Annotated in this window: 26 protein-coding genes; 14 read left to right on the top strand and 12 right to left on the bottom strand. The window is 62.6% G+C overall.

All coding sequences use genetic code 11. From position 1 onward, the window contains the following. Positions 1-447: 447 nt before the first annotated feature. A complete protein-coding gene (locus E4O92_RS06135) occupies positions 448-627 on the top strand; it encodes a hypothetical protein (RefSeq protein ID WP_135188873.1) in 180 nt (59 codons plus the stop codon). A gap of 67 nt (positions 628-694) precedes the next feature. On the opposite strand, the gene E4O92_RS06130 is transcribed toward E4O92_RS06135, so the two are convergent. Together E4O92_RS06130 and E4O92_RS06125 are read right to left on the bottom strand one after the other, a co-directional pair. After that, positions 695-2,014: a homoserine dehydrogenase gene (locus E4O92_RS06130; protein WP_135188872.1), complete on the bottom strand. Its 1,320-nt coding sequence runs from the start codon at positions 2,012-2,014 to the stop codon at positions 695-697. A gap of 21 nt (positions 2,015-2,035) precedes the next feature. Beyond that, positions 2,036-3,265, bottom strand: a complete 1,230-nt coding sequence (locus tag E4O92_RS06125; RefSeq protein WP_135188871.1) for a pyridoxal phosphate-dependent aminotransferase — start codon at positions 3,263-3,265, stop codon at positions 2,036-2,038. A gap of 173 nt (positions 3,266-3,438) precedes the next feature. Between E4O92_RS06125 and E4O92_RS06120 the strand changes: the two genes are divergently transcribed. The 11 genes from E4O92_RS06120 (at position 3,439) to E4O92_RS06070 (ending at position 14,839) form a co-directional block, all read left to right on the top strand. Further along, a complete protein-coding gene (locus tag E4O92_RS06120) occupies positions 3,439-3,828 on the top strand; it encodes an Mth938-like domain-containing protein (protein ID WP_135188870.1) in 390 nt (129 codons plus the stop codon). After that, positions 3,825-5,480, top strand: a complete 1,656-nt coding sequence (locus tag E4O92_RS06115) for a glycosyltransferase family 39 protein (protein WP_135188869.1) — start codon at positions 3,825-3,827, stop codon at positions 5,478-5,480. The genes E4O92_RS06120 and E4O92_RS06115 overlap by 4 nt, the downstream gene beginning before the upstream one ends. Positions 5,481-5,487: 7 nt before the next feature. Continuing rightward, positions 5,488-5,862, top strand: a complete 375-nt coding sequence (locus E4O92_RS06110) for a DMT family transporter (protein ID WP_135188868.1) — start codon at positions 5,488-5,490, stop codon at positions 5,860-5,862. Between the two features lie 89 nt (positions 5,863-5,951). Then, entirely contained in the window at positions 5,952-7,091 is a 1,140-nt protein-coding gene (locus E4O92_RS06105; RefSeq protein WP_135188867.1) for a DegT/DnrJ/EryC1/StrS family aminotransferase, read from the top strand. An 11-nt stretch (positions 7,092-7,102) separates the two neighbouring features. Continuing rightward, positions 7,103-8,098, top strand: coding sequence for a glycosyltransferase (locus E4O92_RS06100; protein ID WP_135188952.1), 996 nt, complete (start codon positions 7,103-7,105; stop codon positions 8,096-8,098). A gap of 152 nt (positions 8,099-8,250) precedes the next feature. Next, complete coding sequence (locus E4O92_RS06095) at positions 8,251-9,165, top strand: formyltransferase (protein ID WP_135188866.1); 915 nt, start codon at positions 8,251-8,253, stop codon at positions 9,163-9,165. Positions 9,166-9,188: 23 nt separating this feature from the next. Beyond that, on the top strand, positions 9,189-10,241 hold the full coding sequence (locus tag E4O92_RS06090) for a bifunctional UDP-4-keto-pentose/UDP-xylose synthase (protein WP_135188865.1): 1,053 nt from the start codon (positions 9,189-9,191) through the stop codon (positions 10,239-10,241). A 3-nt stretch (positions 10,242-10,244) separates the two neighbouring features. Next, the gene (locus E4O92_RS06085) at positions 10,245-11,186 is read left to right on the top strand and encodes a polysaccharide deacetylase family protein (RefSeq protein WP_135188864.1); all 942 of its coding nucleotides are present in this window, start codon (positions 10,245-10,247) and stop codon (positions 11,184-11,186) included. Between the two features lie 43 nt (positions 11,187-11,229). Then, on the top strand, positions 11,230-11,715 hold the full coding sequence (locus E4O92_RS06080) for a peroxiredoxin (protein WP_135188951.1): 486 nt from the start codon (positions 11,230-11,232) through the stop codon (positions 11,713-11,715). A 229-nt stretch (positions 11,716-11,944) separates the two neighbouring features. Beyond that, entirely contained in the window at positions 11,945-13,723 is a 1,779-nt protein-coding gene (locus E4O92_RS06075; RefSeq protein ID WP_135188863.1) for a PhoH family protein, read from the top strand. A 225-nt stretch (positions 13,724-13,948) separates the two neighbouring features. Continuing rightward, on the top strand, positions 13,949-14,839 hold the full coding sequence (locus E4O92_RS06070) for an MBL fold metallo-hydrolase (protein WP_135188862.1): 891 nt from the start codon (positions 13,949-13,951) through the stop codon (positions 14,837-14,839). A 262-nt stretch (positions 14,840-15,101) separates the two neighbouring features. Here E4O92_RS06070 and E4O92_RS06065 read toward each other — a convergent pair whose 3' ends face one another. The 8 genes from E4O92_RS06065 to E4O92_RS06030 all read right to left on the bottom strand — a co-directional run bounded on the left by E4O92_RS06065 (position 15,102) and on the right by E4O92_RS06030 (position 20,573). Next, positions 15,102-16,112, bottom strand: a complete 1,011-nt coding sequence (locus tag E4O92_RS06065) for an inorganic phosphate transporter (RefSeq protein ID WP_135188861.1) — start codon at positions 16,110-16,112, stop codon at positions 15,102-15,104. A gap of 20 nt (positions 16,113-16,132) precedes the next feature. Continuing rightward, the gene (locus E4O92_RS06060) at positions 16,133-16,759 is read right to left on the bottom strand and encodes a DUF47 domain-containing protein (RefSeq protein WP_135188860.1); all 627 of its coding nucleotides are present in this window, start codon (positions 16,757-16,759) and stop codon (positions 16,133-16,135) included. 66 nt (positions 16,760-16,825) lie between these two features. Then, complete coding sequence (locus E4O92_RS06055; protein WP_135188859.1) at positions 16,826-18,211, bottom strand: replicative DNA helicase; 1,386 nt, start codon at positions 18,209-18,211, stop codon at positions 16,826-16,828. Positions 18,212-18,325: 114 nt separating this feature from the next. Further along, positions 18,326-18,778 carry a 50S ribosomal protein L9 gene (gene rplI / locus E4O92_RS06050; RefSeq protein WP_135188858.1) on the bottom strand — a complete coding sequence of 151 codons (453 nt, stop codon included), beginning with the start codon at positions 18,776-18,778 and terminating at the stop codon, positions 18,326-18,328. A gap of 45 nt (positions 18,779-18,823) precedes the next feature. Then, positions 18,824-19,114 carry a 30S ribosomal protein S18 gene (gene rpsR / locus E4O92_RS06045; RefSeq protein WP_107143310.1) on the bottom strand — a complete coding sequence of 97 codons (291 nt, stop codon included), beginning with the start codon at positions 19,112-19,114 and terminating at the stop codon, positions 18,824-18,826. A gap of 32 nt (positions 19,115-19,146) precedes the next feature. Next, on the bottom strand, positions 19,147-19,440 hold the full coding sequence (gene priB, locus E4O92_RS06040) for a primosomal replication protein N (protein ID WP_135188857.1): 294 nt from the start codon (positions 19,438-19,440) through the stop codon (positions 19,147-19,149). Positions 19,441-19,481: 41 nt separating this feature from the next. Next, a complete protein-coding gene (gene rpsF / locus E4O92_RS06035; protein ID WP_135188856.1) occupies positions 19,482-19,871 on the bottom strand; it encodes a 30S ribosomal protein S6 in 390 nt (129 codons plus the stop codon). 135 nt (positions 19,872-20,006) lie between these two features. Continuing rightward, on the bottom strand, positions 20,007-20,573 hold the full coding sequence (locus E4O92_RS06030; protein ID WP_135188855.1) for an NnrU family protein: 567 nt from the start codon (positions 20,571-20,573) through the stop codon (positions 20,007-20,009). A 186-nt stretch (positions 20,574-20,759) separates the two neighbouring features. Here E4O92_RS06030 and lexA point away from each other — a divergent pair, with 186 nt between their 5' ends. Both lexA and E4O92_RS06020 read left to right on the top strand, forming a co-directional pair. Then, the gene (gene lexA / locus E4O92_RS06025; protein ID WP_135188854.1) at positions 20,760-21,392 is read left to right on the top strand and encodes a transcriptional repressor LexA; all 633 of its coding nucleotides are present in this window, start codon (positions 20,760-20,762) and stop codon (positions 21,390-21,392) included. An 8-nt stretch (positions 21,393-21,400) separates the two neighbouring features. Further along, complete coding sequence (locus E4O92_RS06020) at positions 21,401-22,009, top strand: glutathione S-transferase family protein (RefSeq protein ID WP_167759706.1); 609 nt, start codon at positions 21,401-21,403, stop codon at positions 22,007-22,009. Here E4O92_RS06020 and E4O92_RS06015 read toward each other — a convergent pair whose 3' ends face one another. After that, complete coding sequence (locus E4O92_RS06015) at positions 22,010-22,756, bottom strand: tetratricopeptide repeat protein (RefSeq protein WP_135188853.1); 747 nt, start codon at positions 22,754-22,756, stop codon at positions 22,010-22,012. 138 nt (positions 22,757-22,894) lie between these two features. Then, on the bottom strand, positions 22,895-23,425 hold the full coding sequence (locus tag E4O92_RS06010; protein ID WP_167759705.1) for a hypothetical protein: 531 nt from the start codon (positions 23,423-23,425) through the stop codon (positions 22,895-22,897). Positions 23,426-23,546: the final 121 nt, after the last annotated feature.

Genomic DNA, 23,546 nt, shown 5'->3' with positions numbered 1-23,546 from the left:
GATCAAGCCGCGCGCCCCGCTGCGTTCCGAATAAATGGCCGCACGGCATTTGTGCGTCGCACAAAAACGCACCAGCCCAGCAGCATGCGGATGATGCTAGCGCACTGGAACGCCGGATGAAATTTTCTGCTGATTAACGTTGCATGGGGCGGTTTGGGCTGAACAAATTTTCCATGGCCAGTTTCCCTTTGAACGAAACGAATCATGTTCGACGTTAGTCCACCCCGAACGAACACTCTTCGTTCAGCTTTTTTCGTCGGCGCTTTCCACGCTACCGGCGGGCGCGCGTGGCGCTACTTCGTGCGCGGGAGAATGCACGAAATCCGACTTTTCGCAACAGAATGTTTGCGCCAAACCATATACGGCCGGCACGGTCGCCGTTGAGCCGACGCAAAAAGCGGCCACGTCAACGTCCGTTGTGCGGCGCAGCGCAGGTAGAATGCACCTATGAAAACGACCAAGCTTTTCCCCAGCCTGTGCAGCCCGTCCGAGGCGCTGTTCGACCAGATCGAGCGTGACCTGCTCGCCTTGTCCACCGCCGCGCTCGACGACGAAGCGCCGCCGAGCGGCTGCGTCGACGAGTTTTCGAACGAGTTCCCGCTGCCCTTGCGCCGCCCGCCGAACTGATTCCCTCAAGCCGCACCGGGCGCAGCCGGGCTGGCTTGTCCGCCGGCGCGCCCGCTTGGCTTTCCGCTTAGCTGAGGCTTTCGAGGCGGATTCGGGTGACTGTGCCCACCACAGTCTCCAGCTGCTCGATCTTGGCGATCGCGGCATCCACGTTCTTTTCCCGGGTCTGGTGCGTGATGATGATGATGTCGGTGCGCGCCTGGCCGCCCGGCTCCTTCTGCAGCACCGCATCGATCGAAATGCCGGCGTCGGCCAGGATGCGCGTCAGGTCGGCCATCACACCCAGCTGGTCGTTCACGTACACCCGCAGGTAGTAGCTGCTGGTGATCTCGGCCATCGGCAGGATCGGCAGGTCGACCATCTCGCCCGGCTGGAACGCCAGGTGCGGCACGCGGCAGTACGGGTCGACCGTGGCCAGGCGCGTCACGTCCACCAGGTCGGCGATCACCGCCGACGCGGTCGGCTCCGCGCCCGCGCCCTTGCCGTAGTAAAGCGTCGAGCCGACGGCGTCGGCCTGCACCAGCACCGCGTTCATCGCGCCTTCCACGTTGGCGATCAGGCGCGCGGCCGGAATCAGGGTCGGATGCACGCGCAGCTCGATGCCCTCCACGCCGTCCACCGTCGCGCGGCGCGCGATGCCCAGCAGCTTGATGCGGTAGCCGAGCTGCTCGGCGTAGCGGATGTCCACCGCCTGCAGCTTGCTGATGCCTTCCACGTAGGCCTTGTCGAACTGGACCGGGATACCGAACGCGATCGCCGACATGATGGTCAGCTTGTGCGCCGCGTCCACGCCTTCGATGTCGAAAGTCGGGTCGGCCTCGGCATAGCCCAGCTCCTGCGCCTGCTTGAGCACGGTGGCGAAGTCCAGCCCCTTCTCGCGCATCTCGGAAAGAATGAAGTTGGTGGTGCCGTTGATGATGCCGGCCACCGACTCGATGCGGTTGGCGGTCAGCCCTTCGCGCAGCGCCTTGATGATCGGCACGCCGCCGGCCACCGCCGCCTCGAACGCGACCATGACGCCCTTCTCCTGGGCCGCGGCAAAAATCTCGTTGCCGTGCAGCGCGAGCAGCGCCTTGTTGGCCGTGACCACATGCTTGCCGTTGGCAATCGCACGCATCACCAGCTCGTACGGCAGCTCGTAGCCGCCGATCAGCTCGACGACGATATCGATCTCGGGATCGTCGACCACCTTGAACGGATCGGCCACCACGCGGCACTGGCCGCCGACGATGCGCGCCGCGCGCTCGACATTGCGGGCGGCGACCATGGCGATCTCGATGCCCCGGCCGGCGCGGCGGCGGATGTCATCCTGGTTGCGTTGAAGGACGTTGAAGGTGCCCGCACCGACGGTGCCGATGCCGAGCAGGCCTGCTTTGATGGGTTTCATGGTCGTGGTTCTTATCTAGTTCTAGACGCGCGTATGTCGTCGTCGGTAGCCGTCCAAAAAGCGCGCGAGGCGCCCGCAGGCGTCGGCCAGGTCGTCGGAATTGGGGAGGAAGACCAGCCGGAAGTGGTCCGGCGCGGTCCAGTTAAAGCCGGTGCCTTGCACCAGCAGGACTTTTTCCTCGGCCAGCAGTTCGCAGATGAATTGCTGGTCGTCCGCGATCGGGTAGACCGCCGGGTCGAGGCGCGGGAACATGTACAGCGCAGCTTTTGGCTTGACGCAGGTAACGCCCGGTATATCGGTGAGTAATTTGTGCGCGAGGTCGCGCTGCTTGAGCAGGCGCCCGCCGGGGCCGACCAGGTCGGCGATGCTCTGGTAGCCACCGAGCGCGGTCTGGATCGCGTGCTGCCCGGGCGCGTTGGCGCACAGGCGCATCGAGGCCAGCATGTTCAGGCCCTCGATGTAGTCCTTGGCGTGGCGCTTCTCGCCCGAGAGCACCATCCAGCCGGCGCGGTAGCCGCACGAGCGGTAGTTCTTCGACAGGCCGTTCAGGGTCACGAACATCACGTCGTCGGCCAGCGACGCGATCGACACGTGCTGGTGGCCGTCGTACAGTACCTTGTCGTAGATCTCGTCCGCGTAGATGATCAGCTGGTGCTGGCGCGCCAGCTCGATGATCTCGAGCAGCACGTCGCGCGAATACAGCGCGCCGGTCGGGTTGTTCGGATTGATGACGACGATCGCGCGTGTGTTCGTCGTGATCTTGCGGCGCATGTCGTCGACGTCGGGCATCCAGTCGGCCTGCTCGTCGCAGATGTAGTGCACCGGATTGCCGCCGGCCAGGCTCACCGCCGCGGTCCACAGCGGGTAGTCCGGTGCCGGCACCAGCACCTCGTCGCCATTGTTGAGCAGGCCCTGCATCGCCATCACGATCAGTTCCGACGCCCCGTTGCCGAGGTAGACGTCGTCGATCTTGACGCCGGCGATGTTCTTCTGCTGCGTGTAGTGCATGATCGCCTTGCGCGGCGCGAACATGCCTTTGGAATCGGTATAGCCGGCCGCGCCCTGCATGTTGCGGATCATGTCCTGCACGATCTCGTCCGGCGGATCGAAACCGAACGCCGCCAGGTTTCCGATGTTCAGCTTGATAATCTTCTGCCCGTCGTCTTCCATCTGCCGCGCCTTTTCCATGGCGGGGCCACGGATCTCGTAGCACACATCGTCTAGCTTGTTCGATTTGAGGATCGGTCGCAAAATATCACCTTGCCAAGTGGCCGTTTTGTTGCAATGCGAAAAATTCCATTCTGCCGAAAGCGCCCGATTTAAGCAACCTTGCCGCTAGTGTCGCGGCCCCCGGCGCGGCCCCTCGGGCCGCTTCCAAACGGGTTACAATAACCAATTGTCCCCGCCAACTAGTGCCAGACACGATGAAGCTTCATTCCAGCAGCACTCAACAATACCAGACCGTGACAGGTTATGATGCCGGCGGCGTCGAAATCAACGCACGCCGCTATGACCACAGCCTGATCGTGATGCCCGAAGTGGCGCCGCGCCGCTGGGACGTGACGCGCTTCGAAGACCTGACCGCGGCCCACTTCGAGGAAATCGCCAAGGACACGCCGGACGTGGTGGTGCTGGGCACCGGCGCGCGCCAGCGCTTCGTGCATCCGCGCCTGATCGCCAGCCTGTCCGCGCTGCGTGTCGGCGTGGAGGCCATGGACAGCCATGCGGCCTGCCGCACCTACAACATCCTGATGGGGGAAGGCCGCAAGGTCACGCTCGCGCTGATCATCGAAGGCGGTGAGGCTGGTCAATGACCGAACTGCACCGCAACCGCACCCTCCTCTGGTCCCTCGCCATTGCCTTCATCATCGCCTCGCTGTTCGTGCTGGGCGTGCGCACCCTGGTGCCGCCCGACGAAGGGCGCTACGCCGAAATGGCGCGCGAGATGTTTGTCACCGGCGACTGGATCACCACCCGCTTAAACGGGATCAAGTACTTCGAAAAGCCGCCGCTGCAGACCTGGATGAACGCGCTGTCGTTCGCCGCGTTCGGCCTGGGCGAATGGCAGGCGCGCCTGTGGACCGGCCTCTCAGGCATCCTCGGCGTGCTGTTCACCGGTTACGCCGGCGCGCGCGTGTTCGGCCAGCGCGTCGGCTTTTACGCCGCGCTGGTGCTCGGCTCCTGCTTCTACTGGGTCGCCTGCAGCCAGATCAACTCGCTGGACATGAGCCTGTCGGCGATGATGACGGTGGCGCTGTGCGCGCTGCTCATCGCCCAGCGCGACGACGCGACTGCGAGTGAGCGCCGCAACTGGATGCTGGTGTGCTGGGCCGGCATGGCGCTGGCGATGCTGGCCAAGGGCCTGATCGGGCTGGTGCTGCCGGGCGGCGTGCTGGTGCTCTACACGCTGCTGGCGCGCGACTGGAAGATCTGGACCCGCCTGCACCTGGGCAAAGGCCTGCTGCTGTTCGCCGTAATCGCCGCGCCGTGGTTCGTGCTGGTCGGGCTGAAGAACCCGGAGCAGCCGCACTTCTTCTTCATCCACGAACACTTCGACCGGTTCCTGCTCAAGGAGCACCACCGCGAAGCGGCATGGTGGACCTTCTTTGCCCTGGTGGCGGCGGGCATCGTGCCCTGGATCGGCGTGCTGTTCCAGAGCCTGGTGCTGGGCGCCAAACGGGAAGCGGGCACCTTCCGCCCGCGTCTGCTGCTGCTGATCTGGGTGGTATTCATCACCCTGTTCTTCACCAAGTCGAGCTCCAAGCTGCCGGGCTACATCCTGCCGGTGTTCCCGGCGCTGGCGCTCCTGGTCGCGAACTACCTTGAGCTGGGTACCCGCCGCGGCAGGATGGTCACCGCGGGCCTGACCATGCTGCTCGGCGTGCTCCTGTTGGCACTGGTGCCCTACGCGCCCGGCCTCGCCAAGCATGCCGCCGAAGGCGCGCTGTACGCGGCCTACCAGCCGTGGGTGCTGGCCGCCGGCTTCGTGGCGTTGGTTGGCGGCGCGCTCGCGCTGCTGTACGCGCGCCAGATGCAGCGCGATCTGATGGTGGTGACGCTCGCGCTAGCCGGCTTTTTCACCACCCAACTGATGCTCGCGGGTTTTGAACCGATCGGGCAGGTGCGCGCCGGCGCCAACCTGCTGCCCGCGATCCAGAAGGAAGTCACGCCCGCGACCAAAATCTATTCGGTCGACCACTACGACCAGTCGCTCACCTTCTACCTGCAGCGCCCGGTAACCCTGGTCGACTACTGGGACGAGTTCACCTTCGGCCTGCAGCAGCAGCCGCAGCTGTCGATTCCGACCATGGGCGCCTTCCTCGAACAATGGCAGCGCGAGGCGCAACAAGGCGTACACGCGATCGCCATCACGACCGCCGACGTCGCCGCCTCGATGCAGCTGCAAGGGCTGCCGGTACGCGTCGTGGCGCAGGACGCGCGCCGCACCATCATCGCCAATTACTAAAATAATCATGAACCTGACCACTTTCGCCTTCATCCTCAGTGGCGTGCTGCTCAACGCTGTCGCCCAGCTTTGCCTCAAGGCCGGCACCAATCGCCTCGGCGGCGCGATCCATCTCACCGCGGACAACTGGTTCGCCACCGGCCTGAAGGTCGCGACCCAGCTGCCGATCATGGCGGGCCTGGCCTGTTACGGCATTTCGCTGGTGGTGTGGATCATCGGCCTGTCGCGCACCGACGTGACCGTCGCCTACCCGATGCTCTCGCTCGGCTACGTGGTCGGCGCGCTCGGCGCCTGGATGTTCCTGGGCGAAGCGATCTCGCCGCAGCGCCTGCTCGCCATCGGCGTGATCATGGTCGGCGTCGCCTTGCTGGCGCGCTCCTGATCAATACGCTGATAAAATGCCCCCTTCGCGCAGCCTGCATACCATGCACGGCCAAGCAATGTTAAAACCGTACAAAACACGAGAAACAAATGACTGCTGAGGTGCCATTCCTGCCGTTCTCCCGTCCCACCATCGACGAGGACACCATCGCGGCCGTCGGCGCTGTCCTGCGCTCGGGCTGGGTGACGACCGGCCCGCAGAACCAGGCGTTCGAGGCACTGCTGTCCGATTACTTCGGGGGGCGCCCGGTGCGCACCTTCAACTCTGGCACCTGCACGATGGAAATCGCGCTGCGTATCGCCGGCATTGGCCCTGGCGACGAGGTGATCACCACCCCGATCTCGTGGGTCGCCACCAGCAACGTGATCATCGAAGTCGGAGCTACCCCGGTGTTTGCGGATATCGATCCGGTCACCCGCAACATCGACCTGGACAAGGTGGAAGCGGCGATCACCCCGGCTACGCGCGCGATCATTCCGGTCTACCTGTCGGGCTTGCCGGTCGACATGGACCGCCTGTACGCGATCGCCGACAAATACAAGCTGCGCGTGATCGAGGATGCGGCCCAGGCGATCGGCTCGATGTGGAAAGGCAAGCGCATCGGCGCGTTCGGCGACTTCGCCTCGTTCAGCTTTCAAGCGAACAAGAACATCACCACTGGCGAAGGCGGCTGTTTGGTCCTGAACAACGCGGAAGAAGCGCGCCTGGCCGAGAAATACCGGCTGCAGGGCGTTACCCGCAGCGGCCTGGACGGCATCGACGTCGACGTCCTGGGCGGCAAGTACAACATGAGCGACATCATGGCCGCGATCGGCCTGGGCCAGATGAAGAACCTGGAGAATGTCAACGCGCACCGGCGCCAACTGGCCGAGCACTACTTCCAGTGCTTCGGCCCGGAGTTCGAGGCGCAGACCGGCGCGCAGTTGCCGCTGCAGGCGTTCGAGACCAGCAACTGGCACCTGTTCCAGATTATCCTGCCGGACCGCGGTCCCGGCACGCGCGCCGAGTTCATGGCGCGCATGCAGAAGGAACACAATATCGGCACTGGCTACCACTACGCGCCGATCCACCTGTTCACAATGTACCGCGAACGCGGCTTTAAGGAAGGCATGTTCCCGGTCGCCGAACGCATCGGCCGCCTGACCGTGACCCTCCCCATGTTCTATGCAATGACCAAGGCGGATGTCGAGCGCGCGGTCGAGGCAGTCAAGGCGGTGCTGGCACAATGAAAGTCGTCCCAATGAAACCGGAGCTGTCGGTCGTCATTCCCGTCTACAACGAAGAAGCCGGGCTGGCCACCTTGTTCGCGCGCCTGTACCCGGCGCTCGACGCGCTGCAGATGCCGTACGAAATCATTTTCGTCAACGACGGCAGCCGCGACAATTCAGTCGCCCTGCTGGCCGAGCAATACCGCCAGCGGCCTGACGTGACCCGGGTGGTCCTATTCAACGGCAACTATGGCCAGCACATGGCGATCCTGGCCGGCTTTGAGCAGACCCGCGGCGAGATCGTCGTCACCCTCGACGCCGACCTGCAGAACCCGCCGGAAGAGATCGGCAAACTGATCGAGAAGATGCGCGAAGGCTACGACTACGTCGGCTCCATCCGCCGCAAGCGGCAGGACACGGCCTGGCGCACCGTCGCGTCCAAGATGATGAACCGCCTGCGCGAGCGGATCACCAACATCCGCATCACGGACCAGGGAAACATGCTGCGCGCCTACGGCCGCAATGTGATCGACCTGGTCAACCAGTGCGGCGAGGTAAACACCTTCGTGCCGGCGCTGGCGTACAAGTTTGCCCGCAAGCCGGCCGAGATCGTGGTCGAGCACGAGGAACGCGCGGCCGGCGAATCGAAGTATTCGCTCTACAGCCTGATCCGCCTGAATTTCGACCTGATGACCGGCTTTTCGCTGGTGCCGCTGCAAATGTTCTCGATGCTGGGCATCATGCTGTCGTTCGGCTCGGCCCTGCTGGTGCTGCTGCTGCTGGCAAGGCGCTTCCTGTTCGGGGCGGAGGCGGAAGGCGTCTTCACGCTGTTCGCGATCGCGTTCTTCTTCATGGGTGTGATCCTGTTCGGCATTGGGCTGGTTGGCGAATATGTCGGCCGGATCTACCAGCAGGTCCGCGCGCGGCCGCGCTACGTGGTGCAAACCATCCTGCAGGGGATGCCGGGCAAGGAAACCGAAGAGGTGCCGGCCGGCGTCACGATCGAGAAGCGGCAGGTGGTGCGCTAAAAGCGCTTCCAGTACCACTTCAATTAGCACGTCGTTCCCGGCCTCGGCGGCAGCCCGGCGGGAACCCATACTGAGCGTCATTTCACGCTGCCTATGGGGCCGCGCCTGCGCGGCGCCTGCGCGGGAACGACGGTTTTGGGGCTAACTAATTTATGCAAGCTAAACAACGCGCAGTCGTATTCGCGTACCACAACGTCGGCGTGCGCTGCCTGAAAGTACTGCTGGCCGGCGGCGTCGACGTCGCCCTGGTGGTCACCCACCAGGACAGCACCAGCGAAAACATCTGGTTCGAATCAGTCATTTCGCTGTGCCAGACCGAAGGCGTTCCCTTCATCACTCCCGAGCACGCCAGGGACGACGAGTTGCGCGCGCAGATCGCGGCCGCCAAGCCCGACCTGATCTTCAGCTTCTACTACCGCCACATGCTGCCCGAGAGCATCCTCGCGATCGCCCCGGCCTACAACATGCACGGTTCGCTGCTGCCGCAATTTCGCGGCCGCGCGCCGGTCAACTGGGCGGTGCTGCACGGCGCCACGGAAACCGGCGCCACCCTGCACGAAATGACCGTCAAGCCCGACGCCGGCGCCATCGTCGCCCAGACTGCGGTGCCGATCCTGCCGGACGACACCGCGCACGAGGTATTCGGCAAAGTCACCGTGGCCGCCGAGCAAACGCTGTGGAACATCCTGCCGAGCTTGCTGGCCGGGAGCGCGCCGCGCACCCTGAACGACCTCAGCCAGGGCGGCTACTTCGGCGGCCGCAAGCCCGAGGACGGCCGCATCGACTGGTCGCAACCGGCCGCGCAGGTCTACAACCTGCACCGCGCCGTCGCCCCACCCTACCCCGGCGCGTTTACCGACATCAATGGGCGTCGCTATGTTATCGAACGTGCAAGACTATACAAGGACCCGCTCCCAAGTTTGCCACCGGGCTTAGCCGTGGTAGATAATGGCATCTTTGGCGTTTGCGGCGACGGCGGCGCGCTCGCGATCCACAGCCTGCTGGCCGACGGCCTGCCCATCAGCGCGGCCGAACTGAAAGCCAACCTTTCCGCCAGTGGCGAGTAACGAATTCCTGAAAGAGATCATTTATGAAAAAAGTCCTCATCCTCGGCGTAAACGGCTTCATCGGCCACCACCTCTCCAAGCGCATTCTCGAGACGACCGACTGGCACGTGTACGGCATGGACATGCAGGCCGACCGCATCGAAGACCTGCTCGCGAACCCGGAATACAAGTCGCGCATGCACTACTTCGAGGGTGACATCACGATCAACAAGGAATGGGTCGAGTACCACGTCAAGAAGTGCGACGTGATCCTGCCGCTGGTGGCGATCGCCACCCCGTCGACCTACGTCAAGCAGCCGCTGCGCGTGTTCGAACTGGACTTCGAAGCCAACCTGCCGATCGTGCGCTCGGCCGCCAAGTACGGCAAGCACCTGGTGTTCCCGTCAACCTCGGAAGTCTACGGCATGTGCCACGACGAGGAATTCGACCCGGAGAACTCGGAACTGATCTGCGGCCCGATCAACAAGCCGCGCTGGATCTACTCGTGCGCCAAGCAGCTGATGGACCGCGTGATCTGGGGCTACGGCATGGAAGGCCTGAACTTCACCCTGTTCCGTCCATTTAACTGGATCGGCGCCGGCCTGGACTCGATCCACACGCCCAAGGAAGGCTCCTCGCGCGTGGTGACCCAGTTCTTCGGCCACATCGTGCGCGGCGAATCAATTTCGCTGGTCGACGGCGGCTACCAGAAGCGCGCCTTCACCTACATCGACGACGGCATCGACGCACTGATGAAAATCATCGAGAACAAGAACGGCGCGGCATCAGGCAAGATCTACAACATCGGCAACCCGACCAACAACTACTCAATCCGCGAACTGGCATCGATGATGCTCGACCTGGCTGCCGAGTACCCAGAATACGCCGACGGCGCGAAAAAGGTCACCATCACCGAGACCACTTCGGGCGCCTACTACGGCCAGGGCTACCAGGACGTGCAGAACCGCGTGCCGAAGATCACCAACACCTGCGAGGAACTGGGCTGGTCGCCGAAGACCACGATGGCCGACGCGCTGCGCGGCATCTTCGACGCCTACCGCAGCCAGGTTACCGAAGCCAAAGCACTGATGGACTAAGACTTGCGTCCACTGCTCGTCCTTAAGATCGACGTCGACACCTATCGCGGAACCCGGGAAGGCGTCCCCAACCTCGTGCGCATGCTGGGCAGGCACGATGCCGGGGCCACCTTCCTGTTCTCGCTCGGGCCCGACCACACCGGCTGGGCGCTGCGCCGCGCGCTGCGCCCCGGCTTCTTCCAGAAAGTCTCGCGCACTTCGGTGGTCGAGCACTACGGCTTCAAGACCCTGATGTACGGCACGCTGCTGCCGGGGCCGGACATCGGCGCCAAGGCCGCGGCCGAGATCGTCGCGGCCAGGCGCGCCGGCTTCGAATGCGGCATCCACACCTGGGACCACGTGCTGTGGCAGGACAACGTGGGCAAGCGCGACCACGCCTGGACCGCGCGCCTGATGGAACAGGCCGAGCAACGCTTCAGCGAACTGTTCGGCGAAGCGGCCCCCACCCACGGCGCGGCCGGCTGGCAGATGAACGCGCACGCCTTTGCGCGGCACGACGCCGCGGGCTACCGCTACGCCTCGGACGGACGGGCCCAGCTCACCGACCAGGGCGCCCTGCTCGATCGCAACGCCGGCCCTTACCGCCTGCAGGGCTACCAGCACATCCAGATGCCCACCACCCTGCCCACGCTCGACGAATTGCTCGGGCGCGAGGTGGACGGCAAGACGATCGATACCGGCAACATCGCCGAACACCTGCTGCAGCTGACAAGCGCCGAAAAACGCGACCACGTCTACACCCTGCATGCCGAGCTTGAAGGGCAAAAGCTCGCCCCCATATTCGAACAGTTATTGACAGGCTGGAAAGCCCAAGGTTACCAGCTTGCCTCAATGGCGGACTATTATGAGAAGATTAGGGATGTCGCGCTGCCCGAATTCCCGATCCGTTGGGGCGAAGTGCCCGGCCGGTCAGGCGAGCTGATTGTCCTCGATACCAGTTTGTAACGCCGGGCTCGAGACCGGCGTGACCCAAAACCAGGAGAAACCCGTGGCCGAGAGCCCATCCGCATCCCCCACCGCCAACGCGAAATTCGCCAATTTTACGGCGCCGATGACCGGCGACCAGACCTTCGAACTGTTCGGCCGCCCGGCCAAGTACACCGTCGTGTACTTCTACCCGAAGGACAATACCCCGGGCTGCACGACCGAGGCGATCGCATTTCGCGACCGCTATCCGGAATTCGAGACGGTCAACACCGCGATCTATGGCGTCTCCCGCGATTCGCTCAAGTCGCACGAAAACTTCAAGGCCAAACTCGGCCTGCCGTTCGAACTGATCTCCGATCCCGACGAAACCGTCTGCAACCAGTTCGACGTCATGAAGATGAAAAACATGTATGGCAAAAAGGTGCGCGGTGTGGAGCGCAGCACGTTTGTATTTGACGCTGACGGTCGAATAGTGAAAGAATGGCGTGGCGTGAAAGTTAGCGATCACGTCGATGAAGTGCTGGAATTTGTGAAGAGCCAGCCCTGAAAAACGGACGGCTCCCAGTCGATCAACCTGCTGGATAGAACCATCCATTTTGAGTCGAAGCTTTACCCTGCTGCATCATTCCAATCTGGCTGCGGCCAGGCCGGCCACATTCCGGTCCTGGCCCGCGTTTTCGCCATACTCCCCAGGTAGCATCGATCCCGCCCGGCACCCGCGCCACCCGGCGCAGGCCCCTGCGCGTCCCATGACTTTTTTATAGATTGAGAACCTGATGCCATTGCCAAAAATGCCCACCAAACCGGCCACGATCTTGCCGGTGAACGATTACCCCAAGGCTGAACCGGGCAAACCGGTGCGCGCCGTTGCGTCGGCCAAAGCCGGCAATGATGCGGTCGAAGACCTGATCAGCGGCGAAGCGGTGCCCGCGCCGAAGACCAAAGCGCGCAAGAGCAAGGCGGCCCTGCTCGCCGCCGCCCCCGCGCCCGGCCTTGAGCCGGTTTCTGCGCCAGGATCCGCCCCGGCAGGCAAGGACAGCGTGCGTGCCAAGCTGAAAGAAGCCGACATCGAACGGCCCCATCCGGCCAAGCACAAGCCGGTCGAGATCAACGTCAAGTCCTCGACCAGCCGCAAGGCCGACAAGGCCGGCGCGGCCAAGGTCTTCGTGCTCGACACCAATGTTTTGATGCACGACCCGACCTGCCTGTTCCGCTTCGAAGAACACGACGTCTACCTGCCGATGATGACGCTCGAGGAACTCGACAACCACAAGAAAGGCATGTCGGAAGTGGCACGCAATGCGCGCCAGGTCTCGCGCACGCTCGACGCGCTGATTGCCAACGTGGACGACGACGCGATCGAATCCGGCATTGCGCTGAGCAAACTCGGCAACAAGGATGCCAAGGGGCGGCTGTTCTTCCAGACCAAGTTGAACGGCGTATCCCTGCCCGAAGGTTTGCCGATGGGCAAAGCCGACAACCAGATCCTCGGCGTGGTGCAGGCGCTGGAAGGCGACAAGCCCGGCCGCGCGATCGTGCTGGTGTCCAAAGACATCAACATGCGCATCAAGGCGCGCGCGCTGGGCCTGCCGGCGGAAGACTACTTCAACGACCATGTGCTGGAAGACACCGACCTGCTGTACTCCGGCATCGTCCAGCTGCCGGAAGACTTCTGGAACAAGCACGGCAAGGACATGGAGTCGTGGCAAGAAACCAGAAACAACTACACCAGCACCTACTACCGGGTCACCGGGCCGTTCATCCCCAGCCTGCTGGTCAACCAGTTCGTGTACCTTGAGCCGAAAAACGGCGAGGCCGCGTTCTACGGCCAGGTCAAGCAGATCAACGGCAAGACCGCCGTGTTCCAGACCCTGCGCGATTACAGCCACCACAAGAACAACGTCTGGGGCATCACGGCGCGCAACCGGGAACAGAACTTCGCGCTGAACCTCCTGATGAATCCGGACGTCGACTTCGTCACCCTGCTCGGCCAGGCCGGCACCGGCAAGACCCTGCTCGCGCTGGCGGCGGGCCTGGCGCAGGTGCTGGAGACCAAGCTCTACAACGAAATCATCGTCACCCGCGTCACCGTGCCGGTCGGCGAGGACATCGGCTTCTTGCCGGGAACCGAAGAAGAAAAGATGTCGCCATGGATGGGCGCGTTCGACGACAACCTCGAAGTGCTCAACAAATCCGACAGCGATGCCGGCGACTGGGGGCGCGCCGCCACCCAGGACCTGATCCGGTCGCGGATCAAGATCAAGTCGCTCAACTTCATGCGCGGCCGCACCTTCGTCAACAAATTCCTGATCATCGACGAGGCGCAGAACCTGACGCCCAAGCAGATGAAGACGCTGGTCACCCGCGCCGGTCCGGGGACCAAGATCCTCTGCCTTGGCAACATCGCGCAGATCGACACCCCCTACCTGACCGAAGGCTCGAGTGGCCTGACCTATGTGGTCGACCGCTTCAAGGGCTGGAGCCACAGCGGCCACGTGACACTGGCGCGCGGCGAACGTTCGCGCCTGGCCGACCACGCGAGCGACGTGCTGTAAATTAACGTATTACACCCTAGGAAAGCCTGTGCGCCTTGGCGGGCCACAGGCTTTTCTATTTCCACTCGCCCCGATCAGGGGCCGGCCCTGCCGTGAAAATTCACGCGGAATGCACTCGCCTCAGCATCAGGCTGTGTGAAAATACAACTTCCTGTGCCAGACGGACACAAAACCGCTATCATCGATTGTTCAAAATAAAACGATAATAAAAGGCAAGGGGACTGCATGAAATTCCGTTTCTGGGGAGTACGAGGGTCAATTCCGTCCCCCGGTCCGCGCACCATGCGCTACGGTGGCAACACGACTTGCATCGAAGTACGCACGGACGACGGCACCCTGATCATCCTCGACGGCGGCACCGGCATCTTCGCGCTGGCGCAAGACCTGCTCAAGCGCGGCCAGCCTGTTGACGCCAACATCTTCATCACCCACAGCCACTGGGATCACATCCATGGCCTGCCCTTCTTCGCCCCGCTGTTCATCAAAGGCAGCCGAGTGCGCATGCACGGCGCGTGCAACCCGGACACCGGCGATGGCATCGAACACGTGATGGGCGTCCAACTGCAAAGCAGCTACTTCCCGGTCAGCGAAAGCCAGATGGCCGCCACCGTCGAGTACCAGACCCTCGAATACGGGAAGCCGGTCGCGGTGGGAGACGCCCGGGTTGACAACGTCGTCATGAACCACCCTGTCACCAACCTCGGCTACCGCATCAACTGCAACGGCAAATCGCTGTTCTTCACGGGCGACCACGAGCACTGGTTCAACCCATATCGAGAGGACGACGAACGACATGCGCTGTGCGACCAGGAGCTCGCCGCACAACGCGACGCGATCGACGCCGCGATTGCAGGGGTGGACGCGCTGATTGCCGATTGCTCATACACCCGTGGAGAATACCCGGCCAAGCGCGGCTGGGGACACGGCACCTTCGACGAGGCGCTCGCGATGGCCGTGCGGGTAGGCGCCAAGCGCCTGTACTGTACCCACCACGAACCCACCCGCAGCGACGACGAGCTCGAGGCCGTATTCGCCGACGCGCTCGCGCGTCACCGTGGCCAGCTGGGCGAACTCGAAGTCATCCTTGCCTACGAAGGCCTCGAAGTCCAGCTGTAAAAAATGGGGTCAGACCCTAATTGCTGAGCAATCTATTGCACAACAATTAGGGTCTGACCCCACATTTTATTTTAGGCAGTTAATTGCCCGAAAATTAGGGTCTGACCCCAGAGGTTAAAGCAGTTGCTTGCCGATCCACCACACGGAAAAAATGGGGTCAGACCCTAATTGCTGAGCAGCCTGTTGCACAACAATTAGGGTCTGACCCCATATTTGAATTTGGGCAGTTAATTGCCCGAAAATTAGGGTCTGACCCTAGTGGTTAGAGCAGTTGCTTGCCGATCCACCACGCGATCGCCGCCATGAAGGCCGATGCCGGAATGGTGAAGATCCAGGCCCAGACGATGTTGCCCGCTACGCCCCAGCGCACCGCCGATGCTTTCTGCGCCGCGCCCACGCCGACAATCGCGCCGGTGATGGTGTGCGTGGTCGAGACCGGAATGCCCGCCGCCGTCGCCGTGAACAGCGTGATGGCGCCACCCGCCTCCGCGCAGAAGCCGCCGACCGGTTTCAACTTGGTGATCTTCTGGCCCATGGTCTTGACGATGCGCCAGCCGCCGAACAACGTACCCAGGCTGATCGCGGTGTAGCAGGAGATGATCACCCACATCGGCGGCGCCGCGTCGCCCGTCTTGGAGATGCCGGCCACGATCAGCAGCATCCAGATGATGCCGATGGTTTTCTGCGCGTCGTTGCCGCCATGGCCCAGGCTGTATGCCGCGGCCGAGACCAGCTGCAGGCGGCGGAACCAGGTGTCGATCTTGCGCGGTGTCGATCGGACGAAGATCCACGAAACGATCAGCATGACCACCGAACCCAGGACAAAGCCCATCAGCGGCGAAATCACGATGAAGGCGACGGTCTTGATCAGGCCTTCGGCGACCAGCGCGCCGGTGCCCGCCTTGGCCACGGCCGCGCCAACCAGGCCGCCGATCAGTGCGTGCGACGACGACGACGGAATGCCGTAGTACCAGGTGACGATATTCCAGATGATGGCGCCCACCAGCGCCCCGAACACGACGTAGTGGTCGACCACGTGCGGGTCGACCGTGCCCTTGCCGACCGTGGCCGCGACGTGCAGGCCGACCGTGAAGATGGCGACGAAGTTAAACAGTGCGGACATGGCGACCGCGGTCTGGGGCTTGAGCACCCCGGTCGACACCACCGTCGCAATCGCGTTGGCGGCGTCGTGAAATCCGTTCATGAAGTCGAAAATAAGCGCCAGGCCGACCAGCAGCGCGAGCACGTAGATGCTCAGTTGGATTGGTTCCATTCTTGTTCTTTTCGCCGGGCTTATGCGTTTTCTACGATGATGCCTTCAATGATGTTCGCTACGTCTTCGCAGCGGTCGGTGACGGTCTCGAGAATCTCGTAGATCGCCTTCATCTTGATCAGGTTGCGCACGTCCGGCTCGTCGCGGAACAGCTTGGACATCGCGGCGCGCATCACGTGGTCGGCGTCCGATTCCAGCCGGTCGATCTCTTCGCAGATGGAGACGATCTTCTGCGCGTTATCCATGTTGTTCAAGAGGCCAACCGCGGCCTGCACCTTTTCGCAGCAGGCCAGGCACAGTTCCGACAGGCGCTTGGCTTCCGGCGTGACGGCGTGCAGGTCGTACAGCGAGATGGTCTGCGCCGCGTCTTCCATCATGTCCAGGATGTCGTCCATGCGCGTGATCAGCTTGTGGATGTCGTCACGGTCGATCGGGGTGATGAAGGTCTTGTGCAGCAGGTCCACGCATGCGTAGGTGATCTTGTCCGCCTGCTTTTCGACGCTCTCAACAGCGTGGGTGCGGTTCTCCAGGTCGTCGAAGTTGGTCATCAGGCCAACCATCTCTTGCGCGCCTTTGACGCACAGCGCCGCATGCTGGTTGAATAGGTCAAAAAATTTGCCCTCGGTGGGCATCAGGCGTCCAAACATGTTGTTCTCCGTTCGTAAATCTCTTGGAACTTCAAGCCGCGGCTGCCGCACGCGGCCAATATCGGCTTAGTCGCCCTGGTAGATGGCGAGGTTGCCGCTGTAATTGCCGAATTTGGTGTACATCCCCATCCAGGTCAGGCGCACTGCCCCGATCGGGCCGTTACGCTGCTTACCAATGATGATCTCGGCGGTTCCCTTGTCCGGCGAGTCGGGGTTGTAGACCTCGTCTCGGTAAAGGAAGATGATAACGTCGGCGTCCTGCTCGATAGCGCCGGATTCGCGCAGGTCGGACATGACAGGCCGTTTATTGGGGCGCTGTTCGAGCGAGCGGTTCAGCTGCGACAGCGCGATGACCGGGCAATGCAGCTCCTTGGCCAGGCCCTTGAGCGAGCGCGAAATCTCGGAGATCTCGGCGGCGCGGTTGTCGCCCGGCTGGCTGCCCTGCATCAGCTGCAGGTAGTCGACGATGATCAGTCCGAGCTTGCCGCACTGGCGCGCCAGGCGCCGTGCGCGGGCGCGCATCTCGATCGGGTTGAGCGCCGGCGTCTCGTCGATGTAGAGCTGGGCGTCGTTCATTTTCTGGATCGCGTGCGTCAGGCGCGGCCAGTCTTCGTCGTTCAGGCGGCCGGTACGCAGGCGGTGCTGGTCGAGCTGGCCGACCGAACCGAGCATACGCATCGCAAGCTGGGCGCCGCCCATCTCCATCGAGAACACGGCCACCGGCAGGCCGGCTTCGATCGCGACGTTCTCGCCGATGTTGACCGAGAACGCGGTCTTGCCCATCGACGGACGGCCGGCGACGATCACCAGGTCGCCCGGCTGCAGGCCGGAGGTCATGCGGTCCAGGTCGATGAAGCCGGTCGGCACGCCCGTGATCTCGCCCTGGTTCTCGCGCGAGTACAGTTCATCGATGCGCTCGACCACTTGGGTCAGCAGCGGCTGCACCGGCACCCAGCCGGAAGCGCCGCGCGCGCCCTGCTCGGCGATCGCAAAGATCCTGGATTCGGCTTCGTCGAGGATCTGCTTGACCTCGGCGCCTTGCGGGTTGAAGGCCTTGCCCGACACTTCGTCGGCGACGGTGATGAGCTTGCGCAGCACGCCGCGGTCGCGCACGATTTCGGCGTAACGCCGGATGTTGGCTGCCGACGGCGTGTTCTGCGCCATCGCGTTCAGGTAGGCCAGGCCGCCCACTTCCTCGGCTTTGCCAAGCAGGTTGCAGGCCTCGTAGACGGTGATCACGTCGGCAGGCTTGCCGGCGTTGATCAGGCGGACCATCTGTTCGAAGATGATCCGGTGGTCGTAGCGGTAAAAATCGTCCGCGTGCATGAAGTCGGCAATGCGGTCCCACGCCGCATTATCGCGCAGCAGGCCGCCAATGACGGACTGTTCTGCTTCGATGGAGTGCGGCGGGATTCGCAGGGAGTCGACTTGCGGATCGGCGGGGGAGTTCATGGGCGGCATTATACCTGCATAAATTCCGCCTGCCGTATTGAGCGGGAAATTTTCAGGAATAAAAAAGCCGGGCGAACCCGGCTTTTTCGAGCCAAATGGCGCGAGTTTGTGTAATTACGCTGCTTCGCCAACCACGGCGATGGTCACGTCGACCACCACGTCGGTGTGCAGGGCAACCGCAACCGGGTGCTCGCCAACGGTCTTGAGCGGGCCGGTCGGCATGCGCACTTGCGCCTTCTCGACGGCGAAACCTTGCTTGGTCAGGGCTTCGGCGATGTCGAAGTTGGTCACGGAACCGAACAGACGGCCATCGACGCCAGCCTTCTGGGCGATGGTGACGGTCATGCCGTTCAGCTTTTCGCCTTGTGCCTGGGCAGCGCCCAGCTTCTCGGCTGCGGCCTTTTCCAGTTCAGCGCGCTTGACTTCGAACTCGGCCACGGCGGCCTGGGTGGCGCGACGAGCCATCTTTTGCGGGATCAGGAAGTTACGTGCGTAACCATCCTTGACTTTGACCACGTCGCCGAGGTTGCCGACGTTGACTACTTTTTCGAGCAGAATGACTTGCATTTATTTTCTCCAGATGTTCTGACTGTGCTTGTCGTCAACCGACGATTAGGCGTGGTGCAGGTCGGTGTACGGCAGCAGCGCCAGATAGCGTGCGCGCTTGATGGCGGTGTCAACCTGGCGCTGGTAGTGCGCCTTGGTGCCGGTCAGGCGTGCCGGCATGATCTTGCCGTTTTCCTGGATGAAGTCTTTCAGGGTGTCGACGTCTTTGTAGTCGACCTGCTCAACGCCAGCGGCGGTGAAGCGGCAGAATTTCTTGCGCTTGAACAGCGGGTTCTGCTGTTTGCGCTTCTCTTTGAGCTTAGCTTTGTTTTTGTCGAACTTTTTACCGAATGCCATTTTGAGGCTCCTGTATCTAAAATGTGCCGGCTTTACGCGGCGGCACTGAAATCAATGATGTGAAACACCAGGGCTTTGCTGTTGCGGTTCTTCCTGGCCAGAAATCCCGTGAACCGGTGCGCGGCGCCCAATTCGGCGCTGGCAAACCGTCCTGCGATCTCACCCGCGGCCAGCGCGGTGATTTCAAACTCGACCTGCCTTGTCACTCCCGCCTCGACCTGCTGCGACCCGTGCGCCAGGATGGCTGACACGATCGGCACGCCGGCCGGGGAAAAACGCAGGATGTCGCGCTCGATGATGCTGGCGACGACTTCAAACTGGTTCACTGCGTGACAGGCTGCGAGCCCGGTATTCCTTAGCGAAGAACTCAGGCAGCGGCGGCCGGAGCGGCAGCAGCGGCGGCTTCAGCGCGGTGGCTCTTGGCTGCGTCTTCACGCTGGACCGATTTCATCATCGGCGACGGCGCGGTTTCAGCCTTCTTCATCTTAACGGTCAGGTGACGCAGCACGGCATCATTGAATTTGAATGCGGTTTCCAGCTCGACCAAGGTCTCGTTGTCGCACTCAATGTTCATGCAGATGTAGTGTGCCTTCGGCAGCTTCTGGATCGGGTAAGCCATCTGGCGGCGGCCCCAATCTTCGACGCGGTGAATGTTACCGCCACGGGTCGTGACCGTGGTCTTGTAACGTTCGATCATCGCCGGGACCTGCTCGCTCTGGTCCGGGTGGACGATGAATACGATTTCATAATGACGCATGAAACACTCCTTAAGGACGTTTAAACAAATGCCCGCCTCGGCGTCAAGACGAGTGCGGGAAGGGAAAGCCCAAGATTGTAACCCAAAAATGATCGGCAATCCATCATTTGTTGTTGCGCCAACCCAGCCGCTGTGCTACCGGCCCCACGGCACGACCGCCACGCCGAACAGCTGGCGATGGAAGGCCATCACGATGAGCGCCAGCACGATGCCGGCAACCAGCGCGCCCAGGTCCTGCCGGCCGGACGGGACGAATTGCTTGACCGCATGGCGGCGAATGCTCGACACCAGATCGATCAGCGCCCACGCAAGGAAGGCGCCAAACAGCACGGTGGCGCGGGCAGAGCCATTGGCCAGCAGGTGGACCAGTGACCACAGGATCACGCCGATCAGCATCGGATGGCGCACGGCAAGGCGGATGCGGGTGCGCATATTGGCCGCCGCCAGCAGCACGAAGCTCACCAGCATCACCAGCGGCGCGAACCGGATCGCCAGCGCCGATGGCGCAAACAGTTGCGGCTGGGCGGGCGCGCGGGCATAGCCAACAACGATCAGCACCAGGCCCAGTACGGAAAGCAACGAAAAAGCCAGCTTAAAAGGCTTTTCGCCAACGCTTTGCTTCAGCCCCAAATGCAATCGATTGAACACCGGAACGAAATGCGGGACAAGAAACAACACAAGACCGAGGATCAGGATTTCCATTGCCAGCCTCCAGATGGTTTTGCTCAAGCTTGTTGGATATACAACATGGTGTCAACAGGGTACGTTCAAATCGCCCACGCGTCCGCCCTGCGGGCATCCGATCTCTAAAACAGCGAAATATCGCTTGCAAACTGGTGCATACTGTACAAAAATACAGTTTGTTCCTACAACTGTCGCGGCACACCCATGCTCAAGCTCACTGCAAGGCAAGAACAGATCCTCAACCTGATCAAGGAAGCGATCGAAAACACCGGCTTTCCGCCGACCCGCGCCGAGATCGCGGCGGAACTGGGCTTCAAGTCGGCCAATGCTGCCGAGGAGCACCTGCAGGCGCTGGCGCGCAAGGGCGCCATCGAGATCGCCCCTGGTACCTCGCGCGGCATCCGCCTGGTGGGCGCCGCGGCCGAGCCGCCGCCGGTGCCGGCCGCGCTGCTGATGATGTCGCTGCCGCTGGTCGGCCGGGTGGCCGCGGGCTCGCCGATCCTGGCCCAGGAACACGTCGAGGCCACCTACAGCGTCGATCCGGCAATGTTCTCAAGCAAACCCGACTTCCTGCTGAAGGTACGCGGCTGGTCCATGCGCGACGCCGGCATCAACGATGGCGACCTGCTGGCGGTGAAGAAGGTGACCGCGGCCAAGAATGGCCAGATCGTGGTGGCACGGCTGGGCGACGACGTGACCGTCAAGCGCTACCGCAAGACGGGCGAACTGATCGAACTGCTGCCGGAAAACCCGGACTTCAAGATCATTCGCGTGGCACCGGATGACGAATTCGCGCTGGAGGGACTGGCCGTTGGCCTGATGCGCACCTGGAACTGACGCAAGCCATGGACAACAGCATCAAGCTGTTCGGCAACCGGGAATCCGGCCATGCCTACAAGGTCCGGCTGATGCTGAACCTGGCCGGCTTAGCGCACGAGTTCGAGGAAGTGGACGTGTTCGCCCCGCGCGAGACGCGATCCGAGGAGTTCCGCTCGCTGGCCAAATATGGCGAGGTGCCGCTGCTCCTGCATGGCGGGCAGGCGTACGTGCAATCGAACGCGATCCTGCTGCATTTGGCCGCGCACAGCGGCGCGCTTGGGGGTGACGACACCGCCACCACCGAGCGCGTGCGCGAGTGGCTGTTCTGGGAAGCGAACCGGATCGGCTTTTCGCTGGCGAACCTGCGCTACAGCCTGCGCTGGTCAAGCGCCGAGCCGGCGGTGCAGGGCATGCTGCGCCGGCGCTTTGACGCCGACATCGCTTACCTTGACGGCGAGCTCTCGGACGGCCGCGCCTTCATCCTCGGCGCCAGCCCCACAGTGGCCGACTTGTCGCTGTGCGGCTACCTGTTCTGGCCCGACCAGGCGCAGGTGGAGTTGCCGGGTCACGTACAGGCCTGGTTAGGACGCATTGCCGCCCTGCCCGGCTGGCGCCACCCGTACGACTTCTACTGATTACTTGGCGCTTTTGCGCGACTCGGTATCGGACTGACGCTCCGGCGACGGCAGGTTGCGGACGATTTCATTGTTCTGCTTGACGTAAGCTTCGGTCGCACTGCGCCAGACGGCGAAGTCGGCCAGCACCAGCTTGGCCGATACTTTGGCGTCCTCCGTCACGTTTGCCTGCACCTGCTCCAGGTGCGCCTTGGCGCGCTCCATCTCGTCCTTGTTCATCAGCTTGGAGATGTCGGCCGGGATCAGCTTGGTGAACGGCGTCGATTCGTTCAGGTGCTTAACGAAACGGTTGTGGCAGTCCTGCCAGTCCTGCATTTTGCTCCCGACGCGGTCGATCTCGTCGTTCTGCTTGGAGACGGCCGGGAAGCGCGGCGCGGGGCAGCGATACTCGCCCGACCTGAATTCGTAGGAGTCGTATTTGCTCACCCAATAATCGATGTCGGCGCGGCGCTGCACGCGCTGCTTCATGACGTCGAGCGACGCGATGGCTACCTTGTTGCCCTTGGCCGCGGCCTTCTGGAACCACGCCTCGGCCTTGGCCTCGTCGACGGCGCCGGCTTCGCCATACCAGTACATCTCACCCAGGTGCTGCTGCGCCTCGACGTTGCCGGCGTTCGCCAGCTTGGTGTACTTCTGCAGCGCTTCGGGATAGGCCTTTTTCGCGAACAGTGCGTTGGCGTCGGCCAGCTCATCGGCGCAGGCGCTGCCGGCAATGAACAAGGACAGGCAGAACAAAATCGGCTTCATCGCGCGGAATAATGGTTGTCCAAAAACCCAATCATAACCGCACTGTCGGGCCTGTTCAATGTCCCTCGTGGCCGACTCGGAGCTGCCCATCGGCGCTGGCGGCGGTGGCCGCCAGCCCGAAATGCTCGCCCGCGCTCCCTAGTTGCGGACCGGGGGCGCGGCGCCCCTTTGAGCGTTGTCGCGCATCAAATCCATCTTGTGCTCCTCGTCTTCCGATTGGCTATTCGATTGGCGCACGTAGGCCTCGGTCGACTTGGACCATTTTTCGTAAGCCGCCATCGTCTTGTCCGCGGACGCGCTGGCCTCAGCGCCAACGCGGGCGTAGACCTCGTTCAGATGCGCCTTGGCCTGCTCCATCTCGGCAGCAGTCATCAGTTTCGCGATCTCGGCAGGAATGCGCTTGCCGGGCGGCATGGCGTCGTTGAGGTTACTCACGAAGCCGTTGTAGCATTCCTTCCAGTTAGCCACCGAGGTTTCAACCGTTTTAATGGCCCTGTTGTTCCTGGACATGGTGGGCAGCGAGGGCGCCTTGCAGTTGAACTGGCCACTGGACAGGTCGGCGCCGTCGTACTTGCTGGTCCAGTATTCGATCTCGGCGGCATGTTGCTCGCGCGCGGATTTCTTAGCGTCCGCGGGCTCATCGGCCATAGCAACGGCGCCCACTGCCATGGCCAACACGAAAAAGTATTTGCGCATTGTTTCCCCTCGACGGTTAGTTTCAACGGGGACAATACTACTATTCAATTGCCACGTTGTGGCAATTACAAATACATATTTTTAACATATTTCC

Source organism: Massilia horti (assembly GCF_004614195.1).
Taxonomy (GTDB): domain Bacteria; phylum Pseudomonadota; class Gammaproteobacteria; order Burkholderiales; family Burkholderiaceae_D; genus Telluria; species Telluria horti.
The sequence above is the reverse complement of the archived record's forward strand: the minus strand, read 5'-3'. Positions and strand labels throughout refer to the sequence as shown.